Annotated in this window: 11 protein-coding genes; 1 reads left to right on the forward strand and 10 read right to left on the reverse strand. The window is 60.0% G+C overall.

Annotated features, from left to right (window positions below; genetic code table 11):
* Positions 1-6 precede the first annotated feature (6 nt).
* From ACQZ45_RS13555 to ACQZ45_RS13595, 9 genes are all read right to left on the reverse strand, one after another.
* Positions 7-2,709 (reverse strand): DUF4118 domain-containing protein, encoded by a 2,703-nt coding sequence (locus ACQZ45_RS13555; RefSeq protein WP_448742288.1) that lies wholly within the window; start codon positions 2,707-2,709, stop codon positions 7-9.
* A gap of 54 nt (positions 2,710-2,763) precedes the next feature.
* Positions 2,764-3,330: a potassium-transporting ATPase subunit KdpC gene (gene kdpC, locus ACQZ45_RS13560; RefSeq protein ID WP_448742289.1), complete on the reverse strand. Its 567-nt coding sequence runs from the start codon at positions 3,328-3,330 to the stop codon at positions 2,764-2,766.
* 11 nt (positions 3,331-3,341) lie between these two features.
* Entirely contained in the window at positions 3,342-5,426 is a 2,085-nt protein-coding gene (gene kdpB / locus ACQZ45_RS13565) for a potassium-transporting ATPase subunit KdpB (RefSeq protein WP_448742290.1), read from the reverse strand.
* Between the two features lie 44 nt (positions 5,427-5,470).
* On the reverse strand, positions 5,471-5,635 hold the full coding sequence (locus ACQZ45_RS13570; RefSeq protein WP_173994119.1) for a hypothetical protein: 165 nt from the start codon (positions 5,633-5,635) through the stop codon (positions 5,471-5,473).
* Positions 5,636-5,644: 9 nt separating this feature from the next.
* Positions 5,645-7,348 (reverse strand): potassium-transporting ATPase subunit KdpA, encoded by a 1,704-nt coding sequence (gene kdpA, locus ACQZ45_RS13575; RefSeq protein ID WP_003511472.1) that lies wholly within the window; start codon positions 7,346-7,348, stop codon positions 5,645-5,647.
* A gap of 33 nt (positions 7,349-7,381) precedes the next feature.
* Positions 7,382-7,471, reverse strand: coding sequence for a K(+)-transporting ATPase subunit F (kdpF, locus tag ACQZ45_RS13580; RefSeq protein WP_003511473.1), 90 nt, complete (start codon positions 7,469-7,471; stop codon positions 7,382-7,384).
* A 12-nt stretch (positions 7,472-7,483) separates the two neighbouring features.
* Positions 7,484-7,621 carry a hypothetical protein gene (locus ACQZ45_RS13585; RefSeq protein ID WP_003497749.1) on the reverse strand — a complete coding sequence of 46 codons (138 nt, stop codon included), beginning with the start codon at positions 7,619-7,621 and terminating at the stop codon, positions 7,484-7,486.
* 166 nt (positions 7,622-7,787) lie between these two features.
* Positions 7,788-8,741: an asparaginase gene (locus tag ACQZ45_RS13590; RefSeq protein ID WP_035199697.1), complete on the reverse strand. Its 954-nt coding sequence runs from the start codon at positions 8,739-8,741 to the stop codon at positions 7,788-7,790.
* Entirely contained in the window at positions 8,738-10,195 is a 1,458-nt protein-coding gene (locus tag ACQZ45_RS13595) for an amino acid permease (protein WP_019564934.1), read from the reverse strand. Before ACQZ45_RS13595 ends, ACQZ45_RS13590 begins: the two co-directional genes overlap by 4 nt.
* 289 nt (positions 10,196-10,484) lie before the next feature.
* Between ACQZ45_RS13595 and ACQZ45_RS13600 the strand changes: the two genes are divergently transcribed.
* Positions 10,485-11,897: an aspartate ammonia-lyase gene (locus tag ACQZ45_RS13600; protein WP_029658855.1), complete on the forward strand. Its 1,413-nt coding sequence runs from the start codon at positions 10,485-10,487 to the stop codon at positions 11,895-11,897.
* On the opposite strand, the gene ACQZ45_RS13605 is transcribed toward ACQZ45_RS13600, so the two are convergent.
* Positions 11,866-12,582: a FadR/GntR family transcriptional regulator gene (locus ACQZ45_RS13605; RefSeq protein WP_025595359.1), complete on the reverse strand. Its 717-nt coding sequence runs from the start codon at positions 12,580-12,582 to the stop codon at positions 11,866-11,868. The two genes, ACQZ45_RS13600 and ACQZ45_RS13605, sit on opposite strands and share 32 nt — an antisense overlap.
* Positions 12,583-12,783 lie beyond the last annotated feature (201 nt).

The following is a 12,783-nucleotide window of genomic DNA, read 5'->3' on the forward strand; positions in this document are numbered from 1 at the left end:
TCAGCCCTAGTCATGGTTCAGCACCGGCACTTCGGCGGGAACGGGCAGGCTTATGGTAAATTGCGCGCCCGTGCGACCTGATCTGTTTTCAGCGCGGATAGATCCACCCATGGCCTCGATAAACCCCTTGCAGATGGATAACCCGAGGCCGGTCCCGGCCTGCACATGGTCCGCCTTGCGCACACGGTAGAAACTGTCGAACACCCGCTCGAAATCATCAGGGGGAATACCCGGCCCCTCGTCGGCAACGCACAGGAAGACATGCCTGCCCTGCCGCCACCCGCGAATCTGGATTACGGTTTGTTCGGGCGCGTATTTGGCGGCATTGTCGATCAGATTGAACAGAACCTGCTCAAAAAGCACCGGATCGACCTTCAGCATCGGCAGATCGGAGGGAATGTCCAGAACGATCTCGTGCCTGACAACGATTTTCGCCGCGCGTGAAAGCGCTGTTCCGACCATATCGCCAACAAAATGCAATCCGTAATTCGGCTCCATCGCGCCCGAACCGATCCTCGTCATATCGAGCAGGTTGGAAATGAAGCGGTTCAGCCTTTCGGATTCCTCGACGATGGTTAGAAGCAGTTCGGTGCGCGCCTCGAGCGGAATGTCGTCGGCGAAATCCTTCAGCGTTCCGGCGGAACCCAGAATGGCGGCGAGCGGCGTTTTCAGGTCGTGGGAGATGGAGGTCAAAAGCGCGGTGCGCAGCCGGTCGGTTTCCGCCGCAAGCCTTGCCCGATCGACATCCGAAACTAGCTGGATGCGCTCGATGGCAAGTGCCGCCTGATCCGCCAGCGCATCGAAAAGCCGCTGCTGCTCAGGTGTGAAAAGAGGGCCACGCCGGTCGTCGTCCAGCCCCACCACCCCGACGGCGCCGCTGCCGGTGCGCAGCGGCAGATAAAGGCGTTTGGCACCCGGGAGCGTATCGGCGCCCCGGCCTGCAGCCTTGTTGTGTTCCCAGGCCCAGTGTGCGGCCGCAATGTCCGCATCCACGAGCGTGTCATCGGGCGGATAGCCCGCCTTTACGGTGATCGAATTGTTTTCGGGCAGAAGCAGGACGACCCTGACTTTCAGCATCGATGCCATCTGGAACGCGGTTGCCCACAATACGTCATCCAGCGTGCCGGTAACCGCGAGTTTTTTGGAAAAAAGGTACAAATCTTCCGTGGTTCGCGCACGCATCCGTGCAGCTGCGGCCTGCCGCTGCACCGCCGCAGTCAGATTTGAGGCGACAAGCGCCACACCCAGATAGAACAGCAGCGCCACGACGCTTTCGGGATCGCGGACAGTCAGGGTATAACGCGGTTCAAGAAAGAAAAAATTGAACGCAAAGGCACCAAGCAGGGAAGCATAAAGGCCAGGCCCCAGCCCTCCGCGCACGGCTGCTGCGAAAACCGCCATCAGGAACACCAGCGCCAGATTTTGAACATCAAGGGCTTGGTCAAGCACGATGCCGGCCACGATCGCCAGTCCGACAAACAGGGTGCTGTTGAGATAGGGCAGTATCGAAAACCGCGATTGAGCCGTTGCCGGCTTCACGGTCTGGACCGGCTTCTCCACGTTTTTGTCGCCGGAAATGACATGCACGCTGATATCGCCGGCATGGTCTATCAGATCATGCGTCAGCGAACGCTGCAGAATTCTCTGCCACCACGACCTTCTGGGACGGCCGATGATGATGTGGGTAAAGTTATTGGCGTTGGCATAGGATATGATTTCGTGCGTCAGGTCGAGCGCCGGCAGGGTTACTGTCTCGCCGCCCAACTGCTGCGCGAGCCGCATGGTGCCGGCCAGCCGATCCTTCTCCGCCTCCGACAATTGCTGAGAGCGAGGCGTGTCCAGATGCAGTGCCGTCCACGGCGCGCGCAGGCGATCGGCCTGCCTTCGGGCATAACGCACCAGACCGGGGCCGTTGCCGCCGTGGTCCAGACAGACCAGAACACGGTCTCCCGCAGCCCACGGCCCGGAGATGGCGTGCGACTGCATGTGGTTGAGCAATTGCTCGTCCACCCGCTGCGCTGTGCGCCGTAGCGCAAGCTCGCGCAGGGCCGTCAGATTGCCGCGCGAAAAATAGTTCTCGATGGCGCGCCGCGCGGTGCGGGGCATATAGACCTTGCCGTCCTGCAGGCGCTTGATCAGATCGTCGGGGGTGATATCGATGATCTCAACATCGTCAGCCCGGTCAATGATGCTGTCCGGCACCGTTTCGCGCACGCGGATACGGGTGATCTGCGCCACCACATCGTTCAGGCTTTCCACATGCTGAATGTTCAGTGTCGTATAGACATCGATGCCCTGCGCGAGAATTTCCTGAACATCCATATAGCGCTTGGGGTGCCGGCTGCCGGCCGCATTGGTGTGGGCCAGCTCATCGACCAGAACCAGCGCCGGTCGACGGGCAAGAATGGCGTCGAGATCCATCTCGTTCAGCGCCTGGCCGCGATAATCAATGTTCCGGCGCGCAATGATCTCGAAACCCTGCACAAGTGTCTCGGTTTCCTTGCGGCCATGCGTTTCCACGACACCGATAATGGTATCGACACCATCTGCGAGTTTTGCCCGGCCGGACATCAGCATTTCATAGGTCTTGCCGACACCGGGAGCTGCGCCCAGAAAAATCTTCAGCCGCCCTCGCGCCTCGCGCCGGGCGTTTTCAAGCAGCGCATCCGGCGATGGTCTGCTCGGCATATCACGATTATCGTCAGGCATTTAACCCACCAGTGGACAAGCTATGGCTTCCAAAGAAGCCATAGCCATTTCAGTTCATGAGCCGGCTGCGTCAAGAGCCATGTTGAGAGCCAGCACATTTACAACGGGCTCGCCCATGAAGCCCAATTCAGGCGCCTCCACATGGGCGTCGACGACGGCGCGCAGTGACGCTTCGTTCATGCCCCTTGCCTTGGCGACACGCGAGACCTGAAAATAGGCGGCCTCAGGCGACACATGCGGGTCAAGACCGCTGCCCGATGCCGTCACCAGATCAATGGGAACCTCGGCTGCCGAATTTTCGGCTTTAGCAGCCTCGTAGTCCTGCTTCACCCGGTCGATAAGCTTTGCGCTCGTCGGTCCCAGGTTGGAGCCGGAAGACGACGCGGCATTGTAGCGGTCGCCGGCAGCCGACGGCCTGCCGTGGAAATATTTCTCGCCGGTGAAGGCCTGCCCTATCAATTGCGACCCGACAAAAGTCCCATTCTTCTCGATCAGACTGCCATTTGCCTGGAAGGGGAAGATAGCCTGTGCGAGGCCCGTCATTCCAAGAGGATAGGCAAGGCCGGTGATTGCGGTGGTGGCAAGGATCAGCACCAGTGCGGGACGTAGCTGTTTCAACATTTCCATACTCCTCAGGCGAGACCAAGCGCCGTAATGGCGAGGTCGATGGCCTTGATGCCGATGAAGGGCACGATGATGCCGCCCAGACCATAGATGACGAGATTGCGCGACAGCAGCGCCCCGGCCCCGATCGGGCGGTATTTGACGCCCTTCAGCGAGAGCGGGATGAGCGCGATGATGATGAGCGCGTTGAAGATGATGGCAGACAGGATCGCACTTTGCGGTGTCGAAAGACCCATGACATTCAGCAGGCCAAGCTGCGGATAGAAGGCCAGGAACATTGCCGGGATGATGGCGAAATATTTGGCGATGTCGTTGGCGATGGAGAATGTGGTTAGCGCGCCGCGCGTCATCAGCAATTGCTTGCCGATTTCGACGATTTCGATGAGCTTGGTCGGATCGCTGTCGAGATCGACCATGTTGCCAGCCTCGCGCGCTGCGACCGTGCCGGTGTTCATGGCGACACCCACATCGGCCTGCGCAAGTGCGGGCGCATCGTTCGTGCCGTCACCGCACATGGCGACGAGCTTGCCCTTGGCCTGTTCCTCGCGGATAAGCTCCAGCTTGTTTTCCGGGGTCGCCTGGGCGAGGAAATCGTCCACCCCTGCTTCCGCCGCGATGGCAGCGGCCGTCATGGGATTGTCGCCGGTGATCATCACCGTGCGGATGCCCATGCGGCGAAGTTCGGCGAAACGCTCGCGAATGCCGCCCTTGACGATATCCTTCAGCTGCACGACGCCGAGCAGCTTTCCGTCGCGCACGACGGCAAGCGGTGTGCCGCCTGTCTTGGCTATCTCTTCCGCGATCGTGCGGATGTCGCGCGTTACATCCGTTTCGGTTTTAACGGCAAGCGCCGTATTGCCTTGCTGCGTAACACCGCCATCGACATAGGAAAGAACGGCATCGACAGCCCCCTTGCGAATGGAAGAGCCTTCGAAATCCACACCGCTCATGCGGGTCTGGGCGGTGAAGGGCACGAAAGTGGCGTGCAGTTTCTGCATGTCGCGGGCACGGATGCCGTATTTTTCCTTGGCGAGAACGACGATGGAACGGCCTTCCGGCGTTTCGTCGGCAAGCGATGCAAGCTGCGCCGCATCGGCCAGTTCCTGTTCGGAAACGCCGGTGACGGGGCGGAATTCGGTTGCCTGGCGGTTGCCGAGCGTTATCGTGCCGGTCTTGTCGAGCAGCAGCGTGTCGACGTCGCCGGCGGCTTCCACCGCGCGGCCGGACATGGCAAGCACGTTGAAACGCACCAGCCTGTCCATGCCGGCAATGCCGATCGCCGACAAGAGAGCGCCGATGGTCGTCGGGATGAGCGTCACGAACAGCGCCACCAGCACGATGATCGGGATGGAGCCACCGGCATAGGCCGCAAAGCTCGGAATGGTCGCGGTGGCCAGAACGAAGATGAGCGTCATGCCCGCAAGCAGAATGTTGAGCGCGATTTCGTTCGGCGTCTTCTGGCGCTCGGCGCCTTCAACGAGCGAAATCATCCGGTCGAGGAAGGTGGAGCCGGCAGCAGCGGTGATGCGAACCCTTATCCAGTCCGACAGCACCTGCGTACCACCGGTGACGGCCGAGCGATCGCCGCCGGATTCGCGGATAACAGGGGCGGATTCGCCCGTTATTGCCGCTTCATTGACTGAGGCAACACCTTCGATGACTTCACCGTCGGACGGAATGATGTCGCCAGCCTCGACGAGAACGACATCGTTCACCTTGAGGCCAGCGCCAGCTACCATCGTGTATTGGCTACGATCATCACCTGTCAGAAGTTTCGCCTGGGTTTCCGTGCGGGTTTTCCGCAGCGAATCCGCCTGCGCCTTGCCGCGCCCTTCGGCTACGGCCTCGGCAAAATTGGCGAAGAGAACGGTGAACCAAAGCCACAGATTGATCTGGAAGGAAAAGCCGAGATTTGCATTGCCGATGATGAGATCGCGAACGAACAGCACGGTTGTCAGCACCGATACCGTTGCCACGACGAACATGACCGGATTGCGCGCAAGCGTGCGCGGATTGAGCTTTTTGAATGCGTCGGCAATTGCCGGAACGAGAATGCGAGAATCAAGGATGCTCGCTTGTTTGGACTGGCTCATGAAGAGACTCCAGCGTTTGAAACAGGGCGACCGATGAGGGTCGATCAGCCCGTGAGAACTTCGAGAGCGCAGACGGCGGCGAACAGAGCCGCCATCATTGCAAGAATGAGATTGGATGCGCACCAGCCGCCCGGGCCGGCGCTCCCGCGAACAGGAGCGCCAGTGCGGACAGGAAGGGTGCGGTTACGTCGGGGAGTATCCTTCGTCATGGCACCACCTCAAAATACCTGGCCGGCGGCCATGACCAGATGTTCCACGACCGGACCAAGCGCCAGGGCCGGCAGGAAGGTGAGGCCACCGACGACCACGATCGTGCCGACGAGCAGACCGACGAAGAGCGGGCCGTCCGTGGGGAAGGTGCCGGCTGATGCCGGAACGGTCTTTTTGGTAACCAGCGAGCCGGCAATCGCCAACGCCGGGATGATCACCAGAAAACGTCCCATCAACATGCCAAAACCAAGCGTGATGTTGTACCAGGTCGTGTTGCCCGTAAGGCCGCCGAAGGCAGAGCCGTTATTGGCAGCAGCCGAGGTATAGGCATAAAGAATCTCGGAGAACCCGTGCGGTCCGGCTGTGCCGACCGACGCGACCGCCGAGGGCAGGATGGTGGCGGTGGCTGTGAAAACCAGCATGGCGAGCGGCAGGCAGAGAATGGCCAGAACCGCCATCTTCATCTCTTTGGCCTCTATCTTCTTGCCGAGATACTCCGGCGTGCGCCCGACCATCAGCCCCGCCACGAAAATGGCGATGATGATGAAGAGAAGAATGCCATAGAAACCCGCGCCAACGCCGCCGACGATTACCTCACCCAGTTGCATGTTGATGAGCGGAATGAGACCACCGAGCGCCGTGAAGCTGCCATGCATGGCGTTGACCGCACCGCAGGAGGCAGCGGTGGTGATGACCGCAAAGAGCGACGAGAGTGCCACGCCGAAGCGAGCTTCCTTGCCTTCCATGTTGCTTCCGGCAAGGCCGAAGCTGTGCATCAGCGGATTTCCGGCTGCTTCCGCCCAATAGGTCACTGCAACACCGGCGATGAACAGAACACCCATGGCAGCAAGGATTGCCCAGCCCTGACGGGTGTTGCCGACCATACGGCCGAAGACGTTGGTGAAGGCAGCACCGATCGCGAAGATCGACACCATCTGGATCATGTTGGAGATGGCATCAGGGTTTTCGAACGGATGCGCGGAATTGGCATTGAAGAAACCGCCGCCATTGGTGCCGAGCATCTTGATCGCCAGCTGCGACGCTACCGGGCCGACTGCGATCGTCTGCCGCGCGCCTTCAAGCGTCTGGGCGCCGACATAAGCGCCAAGCGTCTGCGGCACGCCGAGCCATACGTAAACCAGGGTAAGCACGATACAGGCAGGCAGCAGGATGTAGAGCGTCGAGCGCACCATATCCACCCAGAAATTGCCGATGGCCTTGCCGGAAGCGCGCGCGAAGGCGCGGATTAGCCCGATTGCAATCGCCATGCCCGTCGCGGCAGAAACAAAGTTCTGCACGGTGAAACCAGCCATCTGGGTCAGATAGGACATGGTGCTTTCGCCACCATAGTTCTGCCAGTTGGTGTTGGTGACGAAGCTAACTGCCGTGTTGAAAGAGAGTTCCGGCCCGACTGCTGCCATTCCTTCCGGATTGTATGGCAACATACCCTGAAAACGCATCAGGGCGTAAAGCAGGGCAAAACCGAAGAGGTTGAAGAGGAGCATGGAAAACGCGTAGGTCGTCCAGTGCTGTTCTTCGCGCTCGCTTGTCCCGGCAAGGGCATAAAGGCCGCGCTCGACGGGTGCGAGAACCGGCGAAAGCAGGGTGCGTTCGCCATTGAAGACTCGCGCCATATAGAAGCCGAGAGGCTTCACCAGCGCGACAACGATCCCGCAGAAAAGCAGGATCTGAAACCATCCATTGAGGGTCATGGTATTGAACTTTCAATAGCCGCCGCTTCCCGATCAGAAGCGTTCGGGGCGAATGAGAGCATAGGTGAGGTAGGCGGCGATAAAGACGGTGACGGCACCGCTCAAAACATAGTCGAATAACATCTCGACCTCCGCCTAAAGCCGGTCGCAGGCGCGCGTATAGGCAAAGCAGAGCGCGAAAAACACCGTGGCTGCGCCGATCAGAATAACGTCCATCATCGATGGGACTCCTTTTTTAACCGAGGAGCCGGACAGGAAGAAAAGCGCCGTCATGTGGGACGTCGCTTTTCATTCTTTCTGGCTGGGAAGAAACACCATCCCTTCCCGCACAGAAGAATGCACCCGAACCGCATAAAGGTTCGAGACGGCGGCAGATGGAATAAAATAGGAATCTCATAGGAATTTCGATGCCCGCCAATGCGGGCATTGCAGCCGATGCTTAAGAGAGCGAGCCGTCTTTGAACGCGGAAACGATCTTTTCCGCCGGGCTGTTGGCGGCAATCAGCGCCGCAAGCAGTATACGCGCCTGTCCGGGGCGCAGCGTTGACGAATGGATGGCACCGGCCGCGACCAGATCGTGACCACCGCCGCCACCGCCGTAACTCGCCACCAGCAGTCCTTCCGGGACCCTGCTGGAGACGACGACGGGAACGCCTCGCTCGGCACAGCGCTTCACCGCCACAGCGATGCCCGGATTGGCGTTGCCGGAGCCAAGTGCGGCAAGCACGATCCCATCCGCACCGGCCTGCAGGCTTGCCTCGATATGGGCGGCATCACAACCGGGATAAATGGCAACGATATCAACCCGCAGATCGGCGAGGGGCGCAGCAAGCTCCAGCGCTGCGGCATGGGCCGCCGGCCGCGCAGAGCGGAACGCATCCGCCGCATCCGCGCTCAGCTTGTACAGCCCCCATGCCGGCAGACATCTGCCGCCGAAGGATAAAAGCACGCCGCGTTCGGCATTCGTCTGATCAAGCGCCGTTTCTATGGCCGCGGCCAGATTGGACGGCCCGTCCGCATTCGGATGGTCGGCCGTAAACTGTGCGCCGGTGAAGACAACCGGCTTGGTGGTGGCATGCTGCAAATGCACGAGCAGCGAGGATTCTTCCATCGCATCGGTTCCATGCAGAACGACGACACCGGTGACAGCGGGATCATTGAGCTCCACGCCTACCGCATCGCTGATGCGCTGCATGTCGGCCAATGTCAGGCTGGAGGAATCCTTCGCCATCAGATCGACCGGCTTCAGCCTCGCGTTGATTTGCGGAACCAGTGCAAGCAGGTCTTCACCCGAAAGGCTTGGTGTGCTGGCGCCATCGGCGCCGCGCCTGCTGGCGATGGTACCACCGGTGGCGATGACCGCCACCAATGGAGCTTCACCATGCCCGCTCAATGCGACGCTCCCGCGCCTGCACGTTCGCCGGCCAGACGGTGGATACGGTCGCGCAGCATATACCAGCCGATGACCAGCGCCGGGATGATGACCAGCAGCGAAGCGATGGTCCACGAGCCGACAGGGTAATCAAAAGCCATCAGCACCAGCACGCCGAACAGGAAGACGAGTGTGAGAATGCCAGTGTAAGGCGCACCGAACATGCGGAAATCCGGGCGAGCCAGTTCGCCGCGCCTGGAAAGCTGCCACAGTTTGAGCTGGCAGAGCACGATGACGGCCCATGCGCAGATGATGCCGAGCGCCGACAGGTTGAGTGCAATTTCGAAGGCCGCAGCTGGCACGACGGCGTTCAGCGCCACACCGAGAACGGTGACGGCGGCGGTCACCGCAATACCGCCATAGGGCACGCCGGCCTTGTTCATCTTTGCCAGCGCTGCCGGCGCCGATCCAGAGACCGCCATCGAATGAAGAATACGGCCGGTAGAATAAAGCCCGGCATTGAGCGAAGACAGCACGGCGGTTAGCACCACAAGGTTCATGATCACATCCGCACCCTGAACACCGATGGAACCGAAGAAGGTGACGAAGGGGCTCTCGCCAGCCTTATAGGCGGTATAAGGCAGAAGCAGCGTGAACAGCAATACCGAGCCGACATAAAACACCACGAGGCGCAGCACCACGGCGCGGATGGCGCGGGGCATGACTTTGCGAGGGTCTTCGGTTTCCCCTGCCGCCGTGCCGATCAGTTCGATCGAGGCGTAAGCGAACACTACCCCCTGAATGATGACGAAGGCAGGAAGAATGCCGTTCGGGAAGAAGCCGCCATTGTCGGTGATAATGCTGAAGCCTGTCACATGCCCTTCAATGGGCGTGCCAAAGATGACGAAATAGACGCCAACGACGAGGAAGATCGCAAGCGCCAGCACCTTGATCAGGCTGAACCAGAACTCAAGCTCGCCAAAAACCTTCACCGACAGCATGTTCATCGCCAGCACAACCAGAAGTGCCGTCAACGCAAACACCCATTGGTCGATGCCCGCCAGCCAGGGGACGTAGTGCTTGAAGAAGTTCATATAGAGCGCAACGGCGGTCACATCGGCCACCGAGGTCATTGCCCAGTTCAACCAATACATCCAGCCGGCAAAGAAAGCCATCTTCTCGCCATAGAACTCGCGGGCATAGGACACGAACGAGCCGGAACTCGGGCGATGCATGATAAGTTCGCCAAGTGCACGCAGCACCAGAAACGCAAAGAAGCCGCAAAGCGCATAAACGAACACCAGCGCCGGACCGGCCTGCGCCAGCCGTCCACCGGCGCCCAGGAACAGCCCGGTGCCAATTGCGCCACCAATCGCGATCATCTGGATCTGACGCGGTTTGAGTGCCTTGTGGTATCCGAGGTCTTCTTCCGTGAAGACCTCGCGTTCGGCAGGTGCCGTTTTTACAGATTTCATTGATATTTCTCCTCCCAATGAATTTGCTTTGCAGTCGGCGATACGCCGGAAATCAAAATTGGAACTGGCATGCTCGGCGCTGGATACAGCGCCAGCAAGCTCATGCATCGCTGTAAAGCTGCATGACAGATTTTTGCCCTCATAATTGCAGAGAATGCTGTTCGTCAAGGGGATCGAAGCATTATTGACCTTCGTACGGCGAAGGATTAAGGTCGAAAAATCTGTAAGACAGCTTTACAGATTTAGGTAACGCTTTGAGCTATTGGAGGAAAAAGTGGGCGTGACGCGCATGGAGCATGATTTGCTCGGAACGAAGGAAATTCCGGCAGATGTTTATTGGGGCGTGCACACGGCGCGCGCGGTGGAGAACTTTCAGATCACCGGCGTAACGATCGGCCACAACCCCTATCTCGTCAGGGGACTGGCCTATGTGAAGGAGGCCGCCGCCCTCGCCAATCACGAGCTTGGCTTGCTTGACCAGGAGCGGATGGAAGCAATCGTCAGGGCCTGCCGCGAAATTCGTGAGGGTGCGCTTCACGAGCAGTTCGTCGTGGATGAAATTCAGGGCGGTGCTGGCACTTCCACCAACATGAACGCCAACGAGGTCATCGCCAACCGGGCACTTGAACTGCTCGGCCTCGCGAAAGGCGATTATGCCCACCTTCACCCCAACGACCACGTCAATCTCAGCCAGTCAACCAACGACGCTTATCCGACGGCGGTCAATGTAGGAATGATCGAAGCGATCGACGATCTCGCGGCTTCGATGGGTGTGCTGAAAGACGCGTTCGATCGCAAGGCACAGGAGTTTTCCGGCTTCATCAAGCTGGGACGGACGCAATTGCAGGATGCCGTGCCGATGACGCTCGGTCAGGAGTTCCGCACTTTCGTGGTGATGCTGGGCGAGGATCAGGCCCGCCTCATCGAATCCGCAGCCCTGCTGCACGAGATCAATCTCGGCGCCACCGCCATCGGCACCGGGCTCAATGCACCGCGCGGTTATGCGGCGCTTGCCTGCCAGCATCTGGCGCGCTTGACCGGACGCCCGCTGGTGACGGCCGCCGACCTGATCGAAGCGACGCAGGACCCCGGCGCATTTGTGCATCTGTCCGGCGTGTTGAAACGTGTCGCCGTCAAACTGTCAAAAACCTGCAACGACCTTCGCCTGCTCTCTTCCGGCCCACGCGCCGGCATCGGCGAAATCACCCTGCCCTCCGTTCAGGCAGGGTCGAGCATCATGCCGGGCAAGATCAATCCGGTCATTCCCGAAATGGTCAATCAGGTGGCTTATGCGGTAATCGGCAACGACATCACCATCACAATGGCCGCCGAAGCCGGGCAGCTTCAGCTGAACGCCTTCGAGCCGATCATGGTGCGTGCCCTTTCCCAGAGCATCAGCCAGCTAAGCGCCGCTTGCCGGACTTTGGCGGCACGTTGTGTCGATGGCATCGTCGCCAATCCCGCCATCATGGCACAGCGTGTGGAGGAATCGATCGGTCTCGCAACCGCGCTTAACCCGCTGATCGGATACTATGCAGCAACTGACGTCGCAAAGGAGGCGCTGGCCAGCGGCCGCACCGTCCCGCAGGTGGTGCTGGAGCGCGGCTATCTGACGGAGGCGCAACTTCAGCAGGCACTGAGCCCCCGCCACCTCGCCAACCTACCCGCGCTTACGGGTGTCGAGCCCGATCTTCTCCAATAATGGTCGTTACCACCTGCTTCACCTGACCCAGGTGAAGCTCCATCGCTTCGCGCGCATCGGGGGCTGAACCCCGCCGGATCGCCTCGACGATCCGGCGGTGCTCCAAATTCGATGCAACGCGCCGGCCAGCCATCAGGTTGACCATCTCGGACTGTTGGGAAAGAGCCTCGCGCGCATCGGCCACAACCTTGGCAAACAGTGCATTGGACGAGGCTTCCGCAATGGCGCAATGAAACTGCCCGTCCAGCAGCACCCACGGATGCGGCCTTTCCTCAGCCTCCATCCTGTCGCAGAGTTCGAGCAGAGTCTCTAGTTGGGCATCAGTGCGACGCAGCGCCGCCCAACCTGCCGCCGGCACCTCGATGAAGGGGCGTGCCTCGATCAGGTCACGGGCGGAATATGCTCCGTAACTCAATTCAGCAGGCGGTGTGGCGGTCATTACATAGGTGCCGCTGCCCGTGCGCGTCTGCGTCAACCCCAGAGTCTGGAGAGATCGCAACGCCTCGCGCACGATCGGTCGGCTGACACCATATCTTTCCGCCAGATGGGCTTCGGAGGGCAGCCGGGTTCCGACCACGAGCTGACCAGAGGTGATGGCCGAACGGATATCTTCGAACACCACTTCTGCGGCATTCTTGCGATTGATCGGCTTTGCGTCCGCAAGCCAATCCGACAACCCGCCCATCCTTGAACCCTCCGGCACCCTTGGTCTGTCAACGACGCAGAAGCAAACGCTTATCTATTGAAGGACAGCGCCGCTCCCGCAGCTAAGCCGATCTTCCTAACACTATCTGCGCCGAAGGAACAACGATGGCGGGCACATTTGCAGAATTTAAGCGGGATAGTGGCTTTGCCGGCGCCACACCCTCGCGATCACGAGGGTGTG

The organism is Agrobacterium sp. 16-2014-1-2a (assembly GCF_053522705.1).

Coding starts and splice junctions, on each gene's coding strand:
- ACQZ45_RS13555 (WP_448742288.1), bottom strand. CDS start 2,709: ATGCCTGACGATAATCGTGATATGCCGAGCAGACCATCGCCGGATGCG.
- kdpC (WP_448742289.1), bottom strand. CDS start 3,330: ATGTTGAAACAGCTACGTCCCGCACTGGTGCTGATCCTTGCCACCACC.
- kdpB (WP_448742290.1), bottom strand. CDS start 5,426: ATGAGCCAGTCCAAACAAGCGAGCATCCTTGATTCTCGCATTCTCGTT.
- ACQZ45_RS13570 (WP_173994119.1), bottom strand. CDS start 5,635: ATGACGAAGGATACTCCCCGACGTAACCGCACCCTTCCTGTCCGCACT.
- kdpA (WP_003511472.1), bottom strand. CDS start 7,348: ATGACCCTCAATGGATGGTTTCAGATCCTGCTTTTCTGCGGGATCGTT.
- kdpF (WP_003511473.1), bottom strand. CDS start 7,471: ATGTTATTCGACTATGTTTTGAGCGGTGCCGTCACCGTCTTTATCGCC.
- ACQZ45_RS13585 (WP_003497749.1), bottom strand. CDS start 7,621: ATGACGGCGCTTTTCTTCCTGTCCGGCTCCTCGGTTAAAAAAGGAGTC.
- ACQZ45_RS13595 (WP_019564934.1), bottom strand. CDS start 10,195: ATGAAATCTGTAAAAACGGCACCTGCCGAACGCGAGGTCTTCACGGAA.
- ACQZ45_RS13600 (WP_029658855.1), top strand. CDS start 10,485: ATGGAGCATGATTTGCTCGGAACGAAGGAAATTCCGGCAGATGTTTAT.
- ACQZ45_RS13605 (WP_025595359.1), bottom strand. CDS start 12,582: ATGGGCGGGTTGTCGGATTGGCTTGCGGACGCAAAGCCGATCAATCGC.